Source organism: Wolbachia endosymbiont of Pentalonia nigronervosa (genome assembly GCF_014534705.1).
Lineage (GTDB): Bacteria > Pseudomonadota > Alphaproteobacteria > Rickettsiales > Anaplasmataceae > Wolbachia.
In genome coordinates, this window is sequence record NZ_JACVWV010000016.1 from 1 (window position 1) to 19,058 (window position 19,058).

Annotated in this window: 19 protein-coding genes and 1 pseudogene; 14 read left to right on the forward strand and 6 right to left on the reverse strand. The window is 33.0% G+C overall.

Going from position 1 to position 19,058, the window contains the following annotated elements; all coding sequences use genetic code 11:
* Positions 1–176 (forward strand): transposase (locus IC220_RS02825; RefSeq protein WP_188152743.1); only part of this gene is annotated, 176 nt, incomplete at its 5' end.
* A gap of 16 nt (positions 177–192) precedes the next feature.
* Here the strand turns inward: IC220_RS02825 and IC220_RS02830 are convergent.
* Positions 193–492, reverse strand: a pseudogene (locus tag IC220_RS02830) (GNAT family protein); the annotation flags it as partial.
* Between the two features lie 135 nt (positions 493–627).
* Here IC220_RS02830 and uvrA point away from each other — a divergent pair.
* Entirely contained in the window at positions 628–3,444 is a 2,817-nt protein-coding gene (uvrA, locus tag IC220_RS02835; RefSeq protein ID WP_188153079.1) for an excinuclease ABC subunit UvrA, read from the forward strand.
* Positions 3,445–3,801: 357 nt separating this feature from the next.
* Positions 3,802–5,922 carry an ankyrin repeat domain-containing protein gene (locus IC220_RS02840; RefSeq protein ID WP_188153080.1) on the forward strand — a complete coding sequence of 707 codons (2,121 nt, stop codon included), beginning with the start codon at positions 3,802–3,804 and terminating at the stop codon, positions 5,920–5,922.
* A gap of 103 nt (positions 5,923–6,025) precedes the next feature.
* Here IC220_RS02840 and pstB read toward each other — a convergent pair whose 3' ends face one another.
* The 3 genes from pstB to IC220_RS02855 all read right to left on the reverse strand — a co-directional run bounded on the left by pstB (position 6,026) and on the right by IC220_RS02855 (position 8,140).
* Positions 6,026–6,784 (reverse strand): phosphate ABC transporter ATP-binding protein PstB, encoded by a 759-nt coding sequence (gene pstB, locus IC220_RS02845; protein ID WP_188153081.1) that lies wholly within the window; start codon positions 6,782–6,784, stop codon positions 6,026–6,028.
* Positions 6,781–7,551 carry a 4-hydroxy-tetrahydrodipicolinate reductase gene (gene dapB / locus IC220_RS02850; protein WP_188153082.1) on the reverse strand — a complete coding sequence of 257 codons (771 nt, stop codon included), beginning with the start codon at positions 7,549–7,551 and terminating at the stop codon, positions 6,781–6,783. Before dapB ends, pstB begins: the two co-directional genes overlap by 4 nt.
* A gap of 85 nt (positions 7,552–7,636) precedes the next feature.
* Positions 7,637–8,140: a TIGR02281 family clan AA aspartic protease gene (locus IC220_RS02855; RefSeq protein ID WP_188153083.1), complete on the reverse strand. Its 504-nt coding sequence runs from the start codon at positions 8,138–8,140 to the stop codon at positions 7,637–7,639.
* 117 nt (positions 8,141–8,257) lie between these two features.
* Here IC220_RS02855 and yidC point away from each other — a divergent pair, with 117 nt between their 5' ends.
* From yidC to IC220_RS02910, 11 genes are all read left to right on the forward strand, one after another.
* Positions 8,258–9,967 (forward strand): membrane protein insertase YidC, encoded by a 1,710-nt coding sequence (yidC, locus tag IC220_RS02860; RefSeq protein WP_188153084.1) that lies wholly within the window; start codon positions 8,258–8,260, stop codon positions 9,965–9,967.
* The gene (locus tag IC220_RS02865; RefSeq protein ID WP_188153085.1) at positions 9,945–10,379 is read left to right on the forward strand and encodes a 6,7-dimethyl-8-ribityllumazine synthase; all 435 of its coding nucleotides are present in this window, start codon (positions 9,945–9,947) and stop codon (positions 10,377–10,379) included. The genes yidC and IC220_RS02865 overlap by 23 nt, the downstream gene beginning before the upstream one ends.
* On the forward strand, positions 10,379–10,834 hold the full coding sequence (gene nusB, locus IC220_RS02870) for a transcription antitermination factor NusB (RefSeq protein ID WP_188153086.1): 456 nt from the start codon (positions 10,379–10,381) through the stop codon (positions 10,832–10,834). Before IC220_RS02865 ends, nusB begins: the two co-directional genes overlap by 1 nt.
* Positions 10,835–10,892: 58 nt before the next feature.
* Positions 10,893–11,156 (forward strand): translation initiation factor IF-1, encoded by a 264-nt coding sequence (gene infA, locus IC220_RS02875; protein WP_188153087.1) that lies wholly within the window; start codon positions 10,893–10,895, stop codon positions 11,154–11,156.
* Positions 11,134–11,739 carry a Maf family nucleotide pyrophosphatase gene (locus tag IC220_RS02880; RefSeq protein ID WP_188153088.1) on the forward strand — a complete coding sequence of 202 codons (606 nt, stop codon included), beginning with the start codon at positions 11,134–11,136 and terminating at the stop codon, positions 11,737–11,739. The genes infA and IC220_RS02880 overlap by 23 nt, the downstream gene beginning before the upstream one ends.
* 231 nt (positions 11,740–11,970) lie before the next feature.
* Positions 11,971–12,321, forward strand: coding sequence for a ferredoxin family 2Fe-2S iron-sulfur cluster binding protein (locus IC220_RS02885; protein WP_188153089.1), 351 nt, complete (start codon positions 11,971–11,973; stop codon positions 12,319–12,321).
* A gap of 2 nt (positions 12,322–12,323) precedes the next feature.
* A complete protein-coding gene (locus tag IC220_RS02890) occupies positions 12,324–13,370 on the forward strand; it encodes a hypothetical protein (protein ID WP_188153090.1) in 1,047 nt (348 codons plus the stop codon).
* Positions 13,354–13,731 (forward strand): cytochrome c-type biogenesis protein, encoded by a 378-nt coding sequence (locus tag IC220_RS02895; protein WP_188153091.1) that lies wholly within the window; start codon positions 13,354–13,356, stop codon positions 13,729–13,731. The genes IC220_RS02890 and IC220_RS02895 overlap by 17 nt, the downstream gene beginning before the upstream one ends.
* A gap of 59 nt (positions 13,732–13,790) precedes the next feature.
* Complete coding sequence (locus tag IC220_RS02900) at positions 13,791–14,381, forward strand: cell envelope integrity protein TolA (protein ID WP_188153092.1); 591 nt, start codon at positions 13,791–13,793, stop codon at positions 14,379–14,381.
* 32 nt (positions 14,382–14,413) lie between these two features.
* Complete coding sequence (locus IC220_RS02905; protein ID WP_188153093.1) at positions 14,414–15,172, forward strand: polysaccharide deacetylase family protein; 759 nt, start codon at positions 14,414–14,416, stop codon at positions 15,170–15,172.
* Between the two features lie 35 nt (positions 15,173–15,207).
* Positions 15,208–16,746, forward strand: coding sequence for a penicillin-binding transpeptidase domain-containing protein (locus tag IC220_RS02910; protein WP_188153096.1), 1,539 nt, complete (start codon positions 15,208–15,210; stop codon positions 16,744–16,746).
* A gap of 16 nt (positions 16,747–16,762) precedes the next feature.
* Here IC220_RS02910 and uvrB read toward each other — a convergent pair whose 3' ends face one another.
* Together uvrB and IC220_RS02920 are read right to left on the reverse strand one after the other, a co-directional pair.
* A complete protein-coding gene (gene uvrB / locus IC220_RS02915) occupies positions 16,763–18,715 on the reverse strand; it encodes an excinuclease ABC subunit UvrB (RefSeq protein WP_188153094.1) in 1,953 nt (650 codons plus the stop codon).
* 169 nt (positions 18,716–18,884) lie between these two features.
* Positions 18,885–19,058: transposase (locus IC220_RS02920; RefSeq protein ID WP_188152743.1), on the reverse strand; the 174-nt coding region annotated here is incomplete at its 5' end.

The window sequence follows — 19,058 nt, forward strand, 5'->3', positions numbered from 1 at the left end:
ATCCCGAAGCTGAAGGATTTCAGGTTATTCCAAAACGTTGGATAGTTGAAAGAACCTTTGCTTGGCTCTCCAATTTTAGGCGCATGAGCAAAGATTACGAACATTCTCCTCTTACCTCAAAAACCAATATTTTCTTTAATATGATTACCGTTATGCTTAATAAATTAGCTACTTAAATGATTTCAAGACATCTTCTGAGGTCTCATAGCTCTGCTCTGGTGGAAAATCATACCTATCATAGTATTGAATATAGCCAATATCTACGTTATTAAAATTGATAATAAAGGCATGCATTGGTTTGTTTATAATCTTGGTTTCTAGCACTAGATGTTTAAATCCTTGAGTATAACTACTATACTTCTTTTCAATTAATTCTAATGTCCAATTTATATCTGAGTCCCACCATTTTTTTACATGAGGTGTTTCTAGCCACTTTAGTAATAATGGAAAGTGTTCTCTTTTTAGTGGTTTGAATATTACACACATAGTCATAAAAAAGTTATAATGTTATAAACTCTTTGTTTTTATAAAAAAAACTAGCAAATAAAGGCACTTTTCAAACAAAGTATTCGTACAAGTTCCTTATTTTAAGTATATAATAACCCTAGGGTATGTAATGTATAAAGTATGAATAGTTTCATAAGGGTTAAAAATGCAAGAGAACATAACTTGCAAGGCATAGACGTTAATATACCAAAAAATAAGTTGGTTGTTATCACTGGGCTTAGTGGATCAGGTAAATCAAGTTTAGCATTTGATACAATTTATGCAGAAGGACAACGCCGATATGTGGAAAGCTTGTCATCTTATGCACGTCAATTCCTCAACATCCAAGATAAGCCAGATGTTGAATCAATCACTGGACTTTCACCTGCTATATCCATTAATCAAAAGTCGATTTCAAAAAATCCGAGATCAACTGTTGGCACTGTTACTGAAATTTACGATTACCTGCGTTTAATATATGCACGCATAGGAATCCCCTACTCACCTGCAACCGGTCTACCAATAACCAAGCAGACTATCTCTCAGATTGTAGATGCTATAATTGTGCTACCTATCGGAACTAAAATATACATACTTGCGCCTATAGTACGTGGTAGAAAAGGTGAACATCTAAAAGAGATATTGGAGGTGAAAAAGCAAGGATATACCAGATTAAAGATAGATAATGAAGTATATAATATAGATAATCTACCTCAACTAGATAAGAATAAAAAGCATGATATATCAGTTGTTGTAGACAGAATATCAGTATCAGATGATATAGATAATCGCTTACCAAGCAACATAGAATCAGCACTAAAGCTTGGTAATGGTTTGGTACATGTAGAAATTGTGAGCTTGCCAAATAACCACGATTCAGAGTATAAAAATGGTCAAATATTTACTTTTTCAGAAAATTTTGCTTGCCCAGAGTCTGGATTTACACTCGAAGAAATAGAACCAAGAGTATTTTCTTTTAATAGTCCATATGGAGCATGTGGTGTATGTAATGGCCTTGGCAAAAAGCTAGGTATTGACATAAAATTAATAGTACCTGATGAGACTCTCTCAATATCTGAAGGTGCTTTGAAGCCAGTAGGGCCGGTATTACCAACAATGAAAACAAGGCTTTGGTTTTTACAAGATGCCATTTTTTCATTGGCCGAAAGCAATATGTTTAGTCTCAGTATTCCATGGAAAGATATTAACCAAAAAGCAAAAGATATTATACTTTTTGGCTCTAGAGAAGCAAAATTTGAAGGCTTGGTCAGTATATTAGAAGACCATATGGATTATGATGAAACACTTGTTGAGCAGTATTGTTCAATAATGAATTGCAAAGGGTGTAATGGTTTCAGGTTAAGAAAAGAAACTCTTTCAGTAAAAGTTAATAGTATGCACATAGGAGAGATAGCAAAATTAAGCGTTGATGAATCTCTTGAGTGGTTTAAAAAGTTACCAGAAAATCTTACAGAACAACAGAAGCAAATTTCAGAAAAAATATTAAATGAAATAATAAAGAGACTAACGTTTCTAAAAGATGTAGGGCTTGATTATTTAACAATTGATCGCGAATCTTGTACTCTTTCAGGGGGTGAAAGTCAAAGAATAAGGCTTGCCTCACAAATTGGTTCAGGGTTAACAGGAGTTTTATATGTGTTAGATGAGCCATCAATAGGCCTGCATCAATGTGATAATGATCGATTGATTGATACACTTAAAAACCTGAGAGATATGGGTAACACTGTGATTGTTGTTGAGCATGATGAGGATACCATAATGGCTGCTGATCATGTTATTGATATTGGTCCAGGTGCTGGTGTCAATGGTGGAAAAGTAGTTGCAGAAGGTACATCAAAGCAAATTATAGAAAGTACACAGAGTATAACAGGACAATATTTAGGTAAGCGGAAAATTATTTCTATTAATAACAAAAGAGCACAAACAGATAAGTTTATACAAGTACTTGATGCATGTGAGAATAATTTGAAAAACGTGGATGTTAAGTTTCCAATAGGCAATTTTATTTGCGTTACTGGAATATCGGGAGGAGGAAAATCAAGTTTGGTAATAGAAACTTTGTATAAGTATTTAGCACATAAAATACATGGTTCTTCCGCAAAATATGGTAAATGTAGTAAAATCGAAGGATTGGAGTACATAGATAAAGTTATTGAAGTTGATCAATCACCAATTGGTAAAACTCCAGCATCAAATCCAGCAACTTATGTAGGAATTTTTACTCACATAAGAAATTGGTTTGCAGGCCTTCCGGAATCAAAAGTACGAGGGTATAATATAGGACGATTCTCATTTAATACTAAAGGTGGAAGATGTGAAGCCTGCAAAGGAGACGGACACTTAAAAATAGAGATGCATTTCTTACCGGATGTTTATGTAAAGTGTGAACAATGTAAAGGCAAAAGATATAATCGAGAAACACTTGAAGTTACCTACAAGGGAAAATCAATTTTTGATGTTCTGAATATGACAATAGACCAAGCTTGCGATTTTTTTGAGAATTTTGCCTTAGTGAGAGAAAAGTTAATATCTCTACAGGAAGTTGGACTTGGATACATAAAACTTGGGCAATCATCAACAACCCTTTCTGGAGGAGAAGCACAGAGAATAAAGCTTTCAAAAGAACTATCAAAACGCTCCACTGGAAAAACATTATACATTTTAGATGAACCTACAACAGGACTGCATTTTGAAGACATAAATAACTTACTGACAATACTTCACAAGTTGGTTGATATGGGAAATACGGTAATAGTTATTGAACACAATTTACACGTTATAAAGACAGCAGATTACATAATAGATATCGGACCAGAAGGGGGAGCAAAAGGTGGTAGAGTGGTAGCGGAAGGAACACCAGAAGAGGTAGCTGGCATGCAAGAAAGCGTTACTGGTGAATATCTTAGACAATACCTGCCAAATTTAGTGCAAGTATAATAGAGACTGTGCAAATACATTATGATTTTTCCAAGTGACGCTGTATGTTGCTACCTGCTTTTTACCCTTGATTCTAGCCTTATTTTTACCATTAATGAGGATTATATTCATTATTTTTTAAGATAAAACATTTAAAATACCAGACATATTATTCAATGGCTTTATTGTGGTGGTAAATTCTTTAATTACATTAAATATTCCTACCTTTTTTCCTATATCTTAACTGCGTGTAAAGATATTTTTAAGCATCAAATTCAACTTTTAGTTGTTTTATTTTCAATTTTAAGTTGAAATGTATTGACACATGCAATTGTAAGGATGTATAAATAATTAGTTTTTAATATTGAGGTTTTAAATATGTTTAGAAAAAAAATAAGCAGTGATAGTGACACTGACACAATACCACTAATAAATGATTTGCCAAAAATAGCAAAAAAAAGAGACTTGATCAGAAAGTGTCTAGAAAGAGATATTGATATTACTACCAAAGATGAGAAAGGCAATAATGTTCTACATATTATTGCTTCAATGCCTAAGAAAGAGAAAATTATATGGTTGAATCTCATACTGAAAGCTGGGATATCTGAAGATCAACTCAAAAAAGCAATAAATGCTAAAAATAGGGATGGATTAACCCCTATGCAAAAAGCATTTCATGCTAAAATAAATAAGGAAAATCATTATCACCATACAATCTCCAGTAAGGATAACACGTTTAGATTTATTATAGCATTGTTAAACAATGGAGCTAAAGTTGAACAGCTGCATTTATCTGCAGAACACTTAGCAGCACTGCCTAAATCTAAACTAGACTATTATTCCAGATGTTTAAAAAAACTAACTAACAAATATAAGATTACACGAGCTAATGATTATAGTTCTGACGATGGCTATGGAAGTGGTCCTGATAACACTGATTCAATGCCGTCAACACATGAAACAAAGAAAACAGAACCTATAGTGGCAGAAAATAAAAATCCATATGCAACAATACAGAAAATAGAAGAAGGCTGTGACAATTCATTAAAAGCAATCAAAGGAAAAAACTTAGCAAATTTCAAAAAATACTTGGGAAAAATTAGTGTGACCACTACAGATAAAGAAGGCAATAACATTTTACATCTCATTGCTTCAATGCCTCGGGAAAAGAAAATAACACGGTTAAATCTTATACTTAAAGCTGGGATATCCAAGGATCAACTTGAAAACGCAATAAATGCTGAGAACAAGAATGGGCAAACTCCTATGCAAGTAGCATTAAGTGCTAAAATAAACAAGGAAATTCATCATCATAATACAATCCCCGACAGTGATAATACACTTGAATTTATTATAAAGTTATTAAAAAATGGAGCTGATCATAGTCAATTGCAATTGTCTGCAGAACACTTGGCAGCACTGTCTAACTTTCAAAAAAACTATCATATTAATTTTTTAAAAAAACTAGCTCAATCTAGCAAAGATGAGGCTATACCTAGCAAAGATAAAATTAGACAAACTATTGATCATATTGTTTATGGTCGGTATCCATTACACCTAGCAGTTCTTAAGGAGGATCAAGATATGTTCAGTAATCTCCTATTACAAAATTCCTTGACTACTAATATAGACAGAGAAAGCGATAACAAAGATTATTCTATTGCTGATACAGATGAAGAAGGCAATAACATTTTACATCTCATTGCTTCAATGCCTAATAAAACGAAAATTACATGGTTGAATCTTATACCTAAATGCGGAACATTTAACGATCAACTCACAGAAGCAATAAATGCTACAAACAAGAATGGGCGCACTCCTATACAAGTAGCAATAGTGAACAAAATAACTAAAGATACTCATAGAACATTTACAATATCTGACAACACTGTAACATTTTGCATAAAACTATTAAACCACCTTGTGTTAAGTAATCAAGCTAAATCCGAGGATTGTCGTCGTCATTTTGTATTACCTGGAAAATATAGTAGTGATAGATATATTAAACTTTTACAAAATTTTACCAAAGATGAAAGAATACATGCAAATCACACAACCTGCATTTTAGATGATATTCTAAAAGAACAAATAGCTCAACATCAAGAAAATAAAAAATTAAACAAGGGTATGAAAAATACTAGGAATAATTGCTGGGCTAAAACAAAAAAGTGCGGCAAGGTTATACTCGATTTTATTAATCCCAACAAAACAGTCGATAGAATGACTAAATTAGCAATTGCTGCTCTCACTGTTGTTGCTGCCTTTTTTACATTTGTAATAATAGCATTTGCTGCAATTAATGGTCAACTTTCTATAGCGGCAGCAGTACCTATAATGTTAGCATTTGTGGTTACTCCTATAGTCATAAAATATTTCCAAAGCAATAATGAATTAGAAAAAACTGATAACTCTGCTCAAAATAAAAATGAAAAGCCTAATAGTAGGATGACTGATATACTCACTGGTGCTTTCAAGAATGGGGTTAGAGTTCTCAATTAATTAGACTTTGTATCTTTAAAAAAGCATCTGAGCTATAAACGCTTTTTTTAAGATACAAGGAATATATACCAAATTTTGCAAGAGTTGACGTACGTAAACATCTCTAATGATCAAGAATATATTCTTGCGTCAAAGGCGATTGAGCGTTTTCAAATATTTCCTGAGTACTTCCAGACTCAATAATCTTGCCATTATGAAAGAAAGTTATATTATCAGATAACTTTTTTGCTTGTTTCATTGAATGAGTCACCATAATTATGGTAAACTTTAATTTTAACTCTTGTATAAGATGCTCGATTGCGTTGGTGGCTACTGGATCAAGGGCTGAACATGGCTCATCCATTAACAATATAGTGGGCTTTACTGCAATTGCGCGGGCAATACATAATCTCTGCTGTTGACCACCAGATAAGTTTAATGCATTTTCCTGCAGTCTATCCTTTAATTCTTCCCATAAACCAACTTTAACTAAGCTTTCTTCTACTACTTCAGCTAATTTTTGCTTGTTTTTTATTACTCCATGTAGCTTGGGACCATAGGCAACATTATCATATATTGACTTTGGAAAAGGATTTGGTTTCTGAAACACCATACCAACTTTTGCTCTAAGTAGAACAACATCCATATCTCGTGAATATATATCACCTAACCCATCAATAGTTAATTCACCAATAACTTTACACCCAGGAACGTAATCATTCATGCGATTGAAACAACGCAGAAATGTTGACTTGCCACATCCAGATGGCCCTATTAACGTAGTAATCTTTCTCTTATAAATATCTAAGTTTATATCAAATAAAATTTGTTTAGAACTATACCAAAGATTTAAACCCTTAACAGAAGCGTGCACTTTGTTCATATTACCTCTTGTATTGAATAGAGACCTGTAGTCTTCCTTTTATTATTATATAGCCACATTGCTGCTTTAACAGCTCCTTTAGCAAATATTTCGCGATTAATCGCTTTATGAATTAGTTCTATTCGTTCATCAGAATTAGCAAACATCACTTTATGGTCTCCTATCACCCCACCTCCTCGAGATACCGCAAAACCTATACTTCTTTTTTCTCTTATACCATAAGAATGTTGATGAACATCAAAATCAATCTCTAAAGTATCAGCAATTGCTTTACCGAGTTCTATGGCTGTGCCTGATGGTGAGTCTTTTTTTAAATTATGGTGCATCTCCCAAATTTCCACATCATATTCATTACCTAAAAGCTCAGCGGCTTTTTTTACTAATTTTAACAATACATTAACTCCTATACTCATATTTGCTGACCATAATATTGGAACTCTAGTAGCATACTTTTCTAAGTTGATACCTTCTATTCCAGTTGTACCACTAACTAATGGTTTTTCAAACTTTACAGCTGCTTTAAGGCATTCCAACATACATTCTCTAGTTGTGAAATCTATCACAATATCAGATAATTGAAACACATCATCAATGGAATCTGTAATCTTAACTCCTATATTAGACCCGCGTCCTATAAAATATCCAATATCTGTACCTATGTTTGAACGCGCAGCAGCACCAGTTATTTTCACTTTTTCATTGATAACCAACTCATTTATGAGAGCTCTACCCATTTTTCCCAGACAACCTATTACTCCTACCTTCATATGATTTTTTGCATTCCTAGCACATTATACCATACAATTGCATTCTTCACTGATTTTACATTAAAAGCAAGTTTATATCTAATAACTAGCCACGATATAGTATCAATCTATCATCCTTCATGATGAAATCAAAGTACCTTAAAAAACTCATACCCAGCAGAGAATGAGACATGGAGTAAGAATTTACACTTGCTTGTACATTGTTAATTAAAAAATTTCCTATTCTGATTTGAGGAATTTGCACCACTCCAGCTTCTATTCGACCTTTTGCCGTTTCATATATTTTAAAATTCTGAATGTTTTGTAAATTAATGCCTGCATACACTGCATCTTTTTGTAAGAGAACAATATCAGTTGCACCAGTATCAAGCAGAAACGTTATGTTACGGTTGTTAATTTGAGCTTGAATATAAAAGTGTCCATCACGAGATTTAGTAAATTCTATGCTGCCATTACCATGAACCCTTCCTTTATGTGGTAAAAAGGTACTAAGGAACCTATTACTTAATTTGTTTCCCTGTGAATCAAAAAGCATTGCAATAACGATTATTATTAGTAACCAAGCAATCAGATTCTTAAGTGTATTCATATCTTTAAAGTGTGCAGCTATTAAAATAGTTTTGAATTAACAAATTATTATTAAAATTTCATTGTTTCAGTACAATATTTAATATACACTTTAAAGAAAATATTCAGCTTTAATTTTATGTCAGAAGCAAAAAATCTAATTTTGGCAGTTGTACTTTCCGCATTGATAATAGTATTTTGGAACGTTATTTACGAAAAATTTCTTAATACAGATGAAAACCAGCCACCAGTTGAAAGTATTGAACACATTGAATCTTTCAATGATACTGCTCCTATAATCTATCAGGACCGCTCCGAAATTATTGATTCCACCCGAGAGCAAAGAATTAACTTAATCAACAATTCACTAAAAGGATCTATTTCTTTAAAAGGTGCAAGACTTGATGATTTAGTTTTAAATAATTATCACTTAAAGCCAGACCCTTCCTCTTCACAAGTAGTGTTATTGTCGCCTGCAGAGTCACAAGATGTATATTTTGCAGAATTTGGTTGGCTGGACCCTAGCAAAAAAATTGAAATTCCAAATTCTGAAACAATTTGGCAGGTAGATAAAGCTAATCCGCAGGGAGTCGATTTATTTTGGGATAATAAAAATGGTGTTGTGTTCAAAATGAAAATCAACCTGGATGATAACTATATGTTTAAGGTTGAACAATTCGTTGAAAATAATACAAAGAATAATGTAGTTCTAGTTCCTTATGGTCGCATCAACCGTAAGCGTAGTAATATTAACGAATCTCCTTGGATATCACATGAAGGTGTTCTAGGTGTCTTTGATAATAAATTGGAAGAATGGACATATAAGAATGTTGCCAAGAAACATTTTATTAAAGCAAATACAAATCAAAAGAACTGGTTTGGTTTTGCTGATAAATATTGGTTTACAGCTATTATACCTGAAGGACCTGGTAAAATAAATGTAAATATTAAACATACAAATGTTAATGATACTGATAAATTTCAAGTAGATTTTGTTAAACCTCATCAAAACATATCTCCTGGTACAAGCACCTCTAATGTGAATTATTTTTTTGCTGGAGCAAAGAAGTTGAATTTACTGGATTCTTATAAAGATACTCTAAATATACCTTTGTTCGATAAAGCCGTAGATTTTGGTGTTCTTTACTTTATAACCAAACCAGTATTTTTATTGCTTGAATATTTCAATTTCATTTTAAAGAACTTTGGCTTAGCAATATTATTATTAACCTTAGTAATCAAGCTTTTGATGCTTCCTTTATCTAATAAATCATACATCTCTATGCTTAAAATGAAAAACTTGCAGCCTGACGTAACTCGCATAAAAGAGCTGTATAAAAATGATTCCTTAAAACAAAACAAAGAAATAATTGCGTTGTATAGAAAAAATAATGTAAACCCTATATCAAGCATTTTTCCTATGTTGATACAAATACCCGTATTTTTTGCTTTGTATAAAGTGTTATTTGTTACCATAGAAATGAGACATGCACCATTTTACTTATGGATTAAGGATCTCTCAGCTTCAGATCCAACAAATATTTTTACGCTATTCGGGTTGTTTAACTATAATTTTCCTATTTCTATCGGCATTTTACCTATAATCTTTGGCATTACTATGATAATACAACAAAAATTAAGTGAGAAAGATCAAATCAATAAAGATGATATGCAAGTAAACGTGATGAAATTCTTGCCTTACATTTCTGTTTTTATTTTTTCTTCCTTTCCTGCTGGTTTAGTAATATATTGGATATTCAGCAATATCATCACCTTAGTCCAGCAATCATTGATAAAATTATTTTTAACAAAAAAAGTAAGAGTAAATGTCGAAAATATTAATAGTTAATTCAACCTATTATGCTGAAATAGCAGGTCTTTTGCTTGATGGTGCAACTGATAAGTTAAAAGACAGCGGTACCAGTTACGATATAGTTGAAGTTCCTGGTACATTTGAGATACCTGCAGCAATTCTTTTTGCAGTTAAGAGTGAACGTATTAATTATGACGGTTACTTGGCTCTTGGATGTGTGATCCGCGGTGAAACTGACCATTATCACTACGTTTGTAAAGGAGTCATTGAAGGTTTAAATGAAATTATTACCCACTATGCAATACCTCTTGGTATGGGCGTGATTACATCTGATAACAAAGATAAAGCTTTAGTGAGAGCTGACAAAAACAAAAAAAATGTTGGTGGTCATGCAGCCTCAACTGTTATACAGATGATCAATCTGTATAATAAATTTATAGAAAAATAATGGAGGAGAAACCTATAGCTAACAAGTGGCGTGCAAAAAGAAGTATGGCAAGATTTTTTGCTACACAGGTTATCTATTCAAATATTTTCGTAGATTACAGTGACAATTCTTCTAAGCTAGACAATTATATTAATGAATTAATCAATACATTTAAATGTGAAGAACCTGATAATCAGTTTTTGCATGAGCTAGTAAACAAAGTTATCCATAACAGTGAAGAATACGATAAAATAATAGAACCTTATTTGCATTCAAGCTGGTCTCTTTCAAGGTTGAACCTTGTAAGCTTATCTATTTTACGTGTTGCAATATGTGAGCTAGTTAACTATGATACACCAACGCCTGTGATTGTTAGTGAATATACTAATATTGCATCTAGTTTGCTTAGTAAACCAAGTGAGATTGGTTTTATTAACGGGCTGCTAGATAGAGTGCAAATAGATAAAATCCTGTAAATTGCAGTTGATAATATTTTTAAATCTATGGTAGACTAAGAAAATTATAATATAACATATGACAAAAGATGAAAAATCAAAAACGCTTTTTGAAGTAGAGGGAGTAGTAACTGCTTTATTGCCTGCTGCAGAATTTAGAGTAAAATTAGATAATGATTATGAAATAATCTGTCACGTATCAGGCAAAGTAAGGAGAAGTAAGATACGTATCATTATTGGAGATAGAGTGTTGGTTGAAATGAGTATATACGATAGAAATGCAAAAAAGGGTCGGATAACCAGAAGGCTGAAAGGTACAAGTGAAAGAACAACATCTAAATAAGCTGATACTTGCTTCGTCATCAAAAAGGCGTGTAGCTTTATTAGAACAAATGAATGTCAAACCAGGTTTGATTGTACCTGCAGATATAGACGAAACTCCTATAAAGAAAGAACTCCCTAAAGATTATTCAATCCGCATGGCGAAAAGTAAAGCTGAAAAAGTGCAAAGTTCCCATCCAAATTATTTTGTGTTAGGTGTTGATACTGTAGTGGCATGCGGTAGGAGAATATTACCCAAAGCAGAAAATGTTGAGATAGCAGAAAAATGTATTCGTTTACTATCAGGTAGAAGACATAGAGTATATACTAGTATTTGCCTCTTAGTTCCCGACCAGTCCAAACAGCATATTAAAACTGTGGTTACAATAGTTAAGTTTAAACGTCTGAGTGAGCAAGAGATTAGTTATTATTTAGCATCGCAAGAATGGAAAGACAGAGCCGGTGGATGCAATGTACAAGGTCTTGCTGGAATATTTGTTTTATTTTTGCGTGGGTCCTACTCTTCTGTTATAGGGCTACCATTGCATGAAACTCATTGTTTATTAAGTAATTACTTCAACTTTCATCCAAAAAAGCTAAAATAGGCCTCTTTCGAAACCGCTTTATGATGAGAGGAGAAGTGCAAGCGAAGCACCGCAGGATGTATTTGAGAAGCGTATCAACAACAAAATTGCCATCAGAAATTGAATTTCGAAAGAGGCCTAATATTAAGCCTAGAAAAAAAATTTATCATTCTCAATCCAAGTACAGTAAACAGTTTGCAAAAATCAATTATTATCTGTAGCATATTAATAAGAATTTTAATTGAAAATAATATGCCATCTGTTACTTTTATTTTACCTGATGGAAGTAAAAAAAGTTATGAAGCTAAGGAGGGTGAAACTTTGCTTAATTTAGCTCATAGAAGCGATCCAGATCTGCTTGAAGGAGCATGTGAAGGCTCTCTTGCTTGTTCTACATGTCATGTAATCGTCAATCCAAAGTTTTATGATATCCTAGATCCAATATCTGATGAAGAAAATGACATGTTGGATCTAGCCTTTGGGTTAACAGAAACTTCAAGGCTTGGATGCCAAATTAAAATAACAAAAGAAATTGATGGTATATCTGTTACAATACCAAGAAGTACGAGAAATATATCACTAGACAAACAAGGAAATAATTAATTATGCGCAAGGTTATTATCTATTCAATCATCTCTTTATTCTTATTTATTCCAGCAGTATATGGTGGTTTTTGGTATTTTGCTGCATGGAAAGCAAAAAAACATTTGGTGAAAATGGTGTATAATATTACTGGCGAAGAACCTGACATTTCATGTGATAAAAGCGGATTTCCTTCCAATCTTATCTTTCACATCAAGAATCCAAAATTTTCCGATAAGGAGTTGACTATTTCAACCGAAGCTTTGTTGATAAAAAATAGAATGCTCGATAGATCATTACATATTTATGTACCAAGCAATGAAATTAATATTGTTGTTCATGGTGATAAACCGAAGAATATAAAGTGCAGTACAGATAATAAAAGTTATTTTACTGTTAAATTAAATAAAGCACCTTTTTCATCACAACTTGATGGAAATGGCTCTATAATCGACCATATAAGTGCCCTTCGTTACAGAGATTATGGACTAAAATGCGATTTTTCCTATAATTCAGAGAGTGAAGAAAGCATTACAACTACAATTGAAACTAATGATAGAGCTAACCAGATTAGAATTAACTTTTACAAGAGATCTAATGAAGGTGCAAAATTAGGTTTCGATTTTTCCGTATACCGATTCAAAGATGCTGTAAATCCTGAAAGTTACTTGAGTATTGACACCAAATTTAACTACGAGCTTATAAATGACATTTCAGCCTCTAAGCTCAACTTTGATATAGAAAAATTTTTAATTCAGAGTAATAAATTTTCTCTTACTGCAAGTGGTGGAATACATGATTATAATATGGTCACATTTTCATTTAGGGATAAAATTAACATAGATATATCAAACTACAAAGAATTTGTGCTGCTAATGCTTGATAAAAAATCTACTGCTCATGCATACCAGGAGCTAATATCTTCTTTATCAGAGAAAACAATTAACGATAATGTTCAGTTTACAATAAGATATGATAATGACATGGGATCGAGTTTTATTGGAAAACTGCCTATCACTGACTTCTTCAACAAATTGACTGAACTTTCTAAAGATGAAAGCAGTAATTAGTCTGTTTATTATGTTAATGTTCTGTTTAAAAGTACATACCTTTACTTTAGATGACAAACTGCAAGACGAAAGTATGGAACAACGAGCAACAGATTTATTTAAAATAATAAAGTGTCCCATATGTTCTGGTGAAACATTGTCGGAGTCTGCTGCATATGATATGCGCAAAGCAATTCGTAAAAAAATTAGTGATGGGTATACTGACCAAGAAATAATTGTAGAACTAAAACATTCTTATGGTGATTCAATTATAGTAATTCCACCTGTAAAATACAGTACCTACATTCTATGGTATATACCGCTAATTGCATTATTTATTGGATGTTTTTTAATATATCTTGCAATGCGTAACCAAAGTTGAAATATATTGACTTTATATGTAATATAAGTTTAAAACCAGTAACATAGATCATTGAAGATATGCGTTTTTTTTCTTGCAAACTGATTCTCTCATTATGTTGTTTTTTATTCTTTTCACTACCTCTACAATCACAAACAAAAGAGAGAGATATGGAATTTGTTCCCATACCAAAAAGAAAAAAGCAATTCAACACTACTGCCAGCAAATCCAGAGAAATCATTGAGATACAAGAAAAGGTTATAATTGATGAAAATGACCCTCTGCCAAAAAGAAAGAGAAACCTTAAGTTCATAGAGAAACCTGAGCTCAAAAACGAAGTAAAAACTATTGATCATCAAAACAATGCATCAATTATAGCAAAAGTTACTGATTCTATCAGGAATAAACTCACAGAATGCTGGAACGTTCCTGCTAATATGGCTTATCAAAAAAGTTTCAGTATCAAAATCAACTTATTACTATCACCCCAAGGCGAAGTAGTTATAGCAGATGTAGTAGACGAAAATTCTTATCAGAGCAATACACTTTTCAGGTCATTAGCAGATAGTGCAATACGAGCGGTACATAGATGCAGCCCATTTAGTCATTTACCTAGTGAACACTATCACATTTGGCGTGAAATAACATTAGATTTTATTTTAAATGGATAATAAACTTTCCTTATGAATTAGTTTCGATCAGAATGTTTTTAAGAGTAATAACTTTTTTTTTACTATACTCAAGCATAGTTTTTTGTGGTAGTTGCAACTTTAACATATCATATTATGGGCTTGATTGTCATATGAACCTATCACATAGGAGTTTAAGCAATGTAAAAAAACTGTTGAACAAAGAAGATAAATTTGTTGCCATTACATTTGATGATGGTCCATCTTACAACACAGTAAACACTATTATTGATATATTAAAAACACATGAGTCGAAGGCAACGTTTTTCTTACTGGGTGAGCGCATAAATAAAAAAATACATGAGACAGTAAGGAAAATTCATGAAGCAGGTCATGAAATAGGTAATCATTCCTGGTCACATAAAAAGTTAACGTCATTATCAGATAATGAACAATTTCAAGAGTTAGAGAGAACGAATACAGCAATTAAAAATATAATACAAGAAGATATAAAATGGTTCCGTCCGCCATATGGGTGCCATGATGAAAATGTACTTAAAAACGTTAATTTACTCAATATGTATTCAATATTATGGACAGTAGATTCTCTAGATTGGAAAAACGATAAGTCTGAGGTTTTGATTGAAAGAGTTATAAGTGCAGTGCACAATGGCGCTATCATATTATTCCACGATCATGACAGTAGAGCAAACACAGTAGAAGCTTTACCTCGCATTATTACAATACTAAAAAAATCGGGCTATAAGCTTGTCACTTTAAGTGAATGGGAAAAAAAGGTTTGCAGCGCGTTAGGGTACAAGAAAAATGAATAGATCTCTTGAGCAACCGATTTATGATGAGAAACTTTATGCGTATAAAGAGTAAGATCTTTACCCGCAGAGCATTTATGCTTGGTGGCATCCAGTTAGCTATTTCTGCCATTTTTAGTTATAGATTGTATACTTTACAGATAAGAGATAGAAAAAAATATGAAGTACTATCCAATAGTAATAGAACAAGAGTTGCTACTATTATGCCCCAGCGGGGGAAAATTTTAGATAGAAATGGTATCGAGCTTGCAGTAAATAAAATCTCGTATGTTATTGTATTCGATGGAGAAAAAACTCTTCATAAAGAAGTAAGTGAGAAAGAGATTGCAGCGGGAGATAATGTAGTTGCATTTTATAAGCGCCATTACCCATTTGGCTCAATATGTTCGCATGTATTAGGGTACACAAAAAAACAACAAACAGGAGTTAGTGGTATTGAATATATACATGACGATGTATTAAAAGGCACACCTGGAAAAATCGAGCAGGAAGTAAACTCTAAAAAGCGTATTATAAGAGAGCTATCAAACACACCACCACAAGATGGAAATGATGTACAATTAACCATTGATATAAATCTGCAAAAAAAAATTGCAGAGATATTTCATAATCATAAAGGTTCAGTGACAGTTATTGATGTAAGAAATGGGGAAATTTTAGCATTATATAATTCACCTGCCTATGATAATAATCTTTTTACTGGTACGTTACCAAATGATACTTGGAAGAGCTTGAATTCTCCTTCATTACCACTAGTAAATCGTGCATTATCATATCAAACTCCTCTTGGGTCAGTTTTTAAGATAATAGTTGCGCTTGCAGCTCTGAAAGATGGCATAATCACACCACAGGAAAAATTCTTATGTAAGGGTCATATGCAAATAGGTAATCGAAAATTTCGCTGTTGGAAAAGTGCTGGCCATGGATACGTATCTTTAAATGAAGCAATAGCTTCTTCATGCAACATTTATTTTTATCAAATAGGCAAAAAGATAAACGTAGATTCTGTAGTAGAAATGGCTAGTAAATTTGGTATTGGTAGTGGACCACTAATGAAAAATTTCAAAGAAGAGGCTTCAGGGTTATTACCTAATAAAAGCTGGCGTGAGCAAAGACTATATTCACAATGGCAGTTGGGTGATACCATTAATTTGGCCATAGGTCAGGGTTATATACTTGCAACACCACTACAACTTGCAGTACTTGCAGCAAGGTTTGCAACAGGCAAGGAAGTAATGCCTTATATTGAGATGAATAAAACAAAGCAGGATTTTACTGAAATTGATATAGACCATGCACATCTTACTATCGTTCAAAACGCTATGTTTGATGCAGTAAACTCTAGAATTGGCACTGCATATACTACCAATTTACCCAAAGACATACGAATTGCTGGCAAAACTGGTACACCGGAAATAAACTCCCAGGGTAAAAGCCACAAGTTATTTATTGCTTATGGTTCTTCACATTATGCAATATCTGTATTTATAGAATATGGCAAAGCCCCACGTCAGGACTTTCTTATAGCTTATAAGATACTCAACCACATGGCACTACTAGACCCTGCAAGCCATTAATTTAACGCGTATGGGTTTATTTAACACTCCCTTTTTTCTTTTTTTCAAGTATATCTTTCAAATTTGCTGCTTTTTCAAATTCTAGATTCTTTGCATGTCTTAGCATTTCTTTTTTGAGCTGTTTTATATCCATGTTTCTATAGTCTTCATCTGCCATGTTTTCCTCTGTTTCTGTTCTTTCCTGTAAGGAATTGGTTATAGCTTTAATAACAGTTTTTGGAATAATGCCATGTTTTTTATTATATTCTTCCTGTTTCTTTCTCCTTCGATTCGTTTCATTTAACGCTCGCTCTAGTGATCCTGTCATTTTATCTGCATATAGAATAACTTTTCCTTCTCTGTTTCTTGCAGCACGACCGATTGTCTGAATTAACGAAGTTTCTGAACGCAAGAACCCTTCCTTATCAGCATCTAAAATGGCCACTAATCCGCATTCCGGAATATCAAGCCCTTCACGCAATAGGTTTACTCCTACTAAAACATTAATTTTTCCAGAACGTAGATCATATAAAGTATCAATCCTATCGAGTGTTTTAACATTTGCATGCAGGTAATGTGCTTTAATATCAACTTCACACATGTAGTCAGCTAAATTTTCTGCCATTTTTTTAGTCAATGTAGTTATTAATACACAGAACCCTTTTTTGATTACTTTTTGTGCTTCAGCAATTACATCATCTACTTGATATTCAGTAGGTTTTACAATACATGGTGGATCCAACAGACCAGTTGGACGAATAACTTGTTCTACAAAAATTCCTCCTGTCTTTTCTAGCTCATATTTACCTGGTGTTGCTGAAATATAAATTGTTTGCGGTCGCATTTTTTCCCATTCCTCAAAACGTAGAGGTCTATTATCAAGCGCTGATGGCATCCTAAACCCATACAAAATAAGATTTGATTTTCTTGACCTATCTCCACTATACATTGCGCCTATTTGTGGAATACTCACGTGACTTTCATCAACAAATAGTATGGCGTCTTTTGGCAAATATTCAAACAATGTGGGGGGTGGATCTCCAGCTTGTCTACTTGATAAATAACGCGAATAATTTTCAATTCCCTTACAACTTCCTGTTTCTCTCATCATTTCTAAGTCGAAGTTTGTTCTCTGCTCCAATTGTTTTGCTTCAACTATTTTATGGTTGGAATATAAGTATCTGAGTTGTTCTTCTAATTCTTCTTTAATCAACTCTATAGCTTGTAACAATGTTGGACGAGGTGTGACATAATGACTATTGGCAAAGATTACTATTTTTTTTAGTTTTGTAATAAGATTCCCAGTTAGTGGATCTATTTCCAAAATTTCTTCAACATCATTGCCAAATAACGCAACTCTCCAAGCTCTATTTTCATAATGAGATGGAAATATGTCTATAGTGTCACCACGAACACGGAAACTTCCTCGCGTGAGTTCATTATGTGACCTCTTATACTGTAACTCTACTAGATTGTTTAAAAAATCCTGACTTTTAATTTGCTCTCCTACCTCCACACCAATAGTCATATTCATATAACTTTCAGGTGCTCCAAGACCATAGATGCATGAGACACTGGCTATAACAATCACGTCTTTTCGTTCTAGAAGAGATCGAGTTGCAGAATGTCTTAGTATATCTATTCTCTCATTAATTTTAGAATCCTTTTCAATATAAGTATCAGTTTGTGGAATATAGGCTTCTGGTTGGTAATAATCATAATATGAAACAAAATATTCTACAGCGTTGTTTGGAAAAAATGCTTTCATTTCTTCATAAAGCTGTGCAGCCAAGGTTTTATTATGAGCAGTGATCAGCGCCGGCCGACCAGTTGTTTGAATAATACTTGCCATTGTAAATGTTTTGCCAGAACCAGTAACTCCAAGTAAAACTTGATCTTTCTTATTTTCTTGCAATCCTTGCACTAGCTTATCTATGGCCTGAGGTTGGTCTCCTGCTGGCTTAAAATTAGAAGTGAGGCTGAAAGACATGCAATATATTTTTTCTTAATGCTACAGTAGTTAATAAAATTTTCTCAACAAAATGTTGCCAAATATTTTTGAATTTAGATCTTAACAACACCCGCTTGTCTGGAGAACATATTATACTATATCTCTCCTCTAGTAACAAGATTTGCTTTAGAAGATGTCTTGAAATCATTTAAGTAGCTAATTTATTAAGCATAACGGTAATCATATTAAAGAAAATATTGGTTTTTGAGGTAAGAGGAGAATGTTCGTAATCTTTGCTCATGCGCCTAAAATTGGAGAGCCAAGCAAAGGTTCTTTCAACTATCCAACGTTTTGGAATAACCTGAAATCCTTCAGCTTCGGG

Coding starts and splice junctions, on each gene's coding strand:
- IC220_RS02910 (WP_188153096.1), top strand. CDS start 15,208: ATGCGTATAAAGAGTAAGATCTTTACCCGCAGAGCATTTATGCTTGGT.
- IC220_RS02840 (WP_188153080.1), top strand. CDS start 3,802: ATGTTTAGAAAAAAAATAAGCAGTGATAGTGACACTGACACAATACCA.
- IC220_RS02890 (WP_188153090.1), top strand. CDS start 12,324: ATGCGCAAGGTTATTATCTATTCAATCATCTCTTTATTCTTATTTATT.
- IC220_RS02895 (WP_188153091.1), top strand. CDS start 13,354: ATGAAAGCAGTAATTAGTCTGTTTATTATGTTAATGTTCTGTTTAAAA.
- nusB (WP_188153086.1), top strand. CDS start 10,379: ATGGAGGAGAAACCTATAGCTAACAAGTGGCGTGCAAAAAGAAGTATG.
- infA (WP_188153087.1), top strand. CDS start 10,893: ATGACAAAAGATGAAAAATCAAAAACGCTTTTTGAAGTAGAGGGAGTA.
- dapB (WP_188153082.1), bottom strand. CDS start 7,551: ATGAAGGTAGGAGTAATAGGTTGTCTGGGAAAAATGGGTAGAGCTCTC.
- uvrA (WP_188153079.1), top strand. CDS start 628: ATGAATAGTTTCATAAGGGTTAAAAATGCAAGAGAACATAACTTGCAA.
- IC220_RS02865 (WP_188153085.1), top strand. CDS start 9,945: ATGTCGAAAATATTAATAGTTAATTCAACCTATTATGCTGAAATAGCA.
- yidC (WP_188153084.1), top strand. CDS start 8,258: ATGTCAGAAGCAAAAAATCTAATTTTGGCAGTTGTACTTTCCGCATTG.
- pstB (WP_188153081.1), bottom strand. CDS start 6,784: ATGAACAAAGTGCACGCTTCTGTTAAGGGTTTAAATCTTTGGTATAGT.
- IC220_RS02900 (WP_188153092.1), top strand. CDS start 13,791: ATGCGTTTTTTTTCTTGCAAACTGATTCTCTCATTATGTTGTTTTTTA.
- IC220_RS02885 (WP_188153089.1), top strand. CDS start 11,971: ATGCCATCTGTTACTTTTATTTTACCTGATGGAAGTAAAAAAAGTTAT.
- IC220_RS02905 (WP_188153093.1), top strand. CDS start 14,414: ATGTTTTTAAGAGTAATAACTTTTTTTTTACTATACTCAAGCATAGTT.
- uvrB (WP_188153094.1), bottom strand. CDS start 18,715: ATGTCTTTCAGCCTCACTTCTAATTTTAAGCCAGCAGGAGACCAACCT.
- IC220_RS02855 (WP_188153083.1), bottom strand. CDS start 8,140: ATGAATACACTTAAGAATCTGATTGCTTGGTTACTAATAATAATCGTT.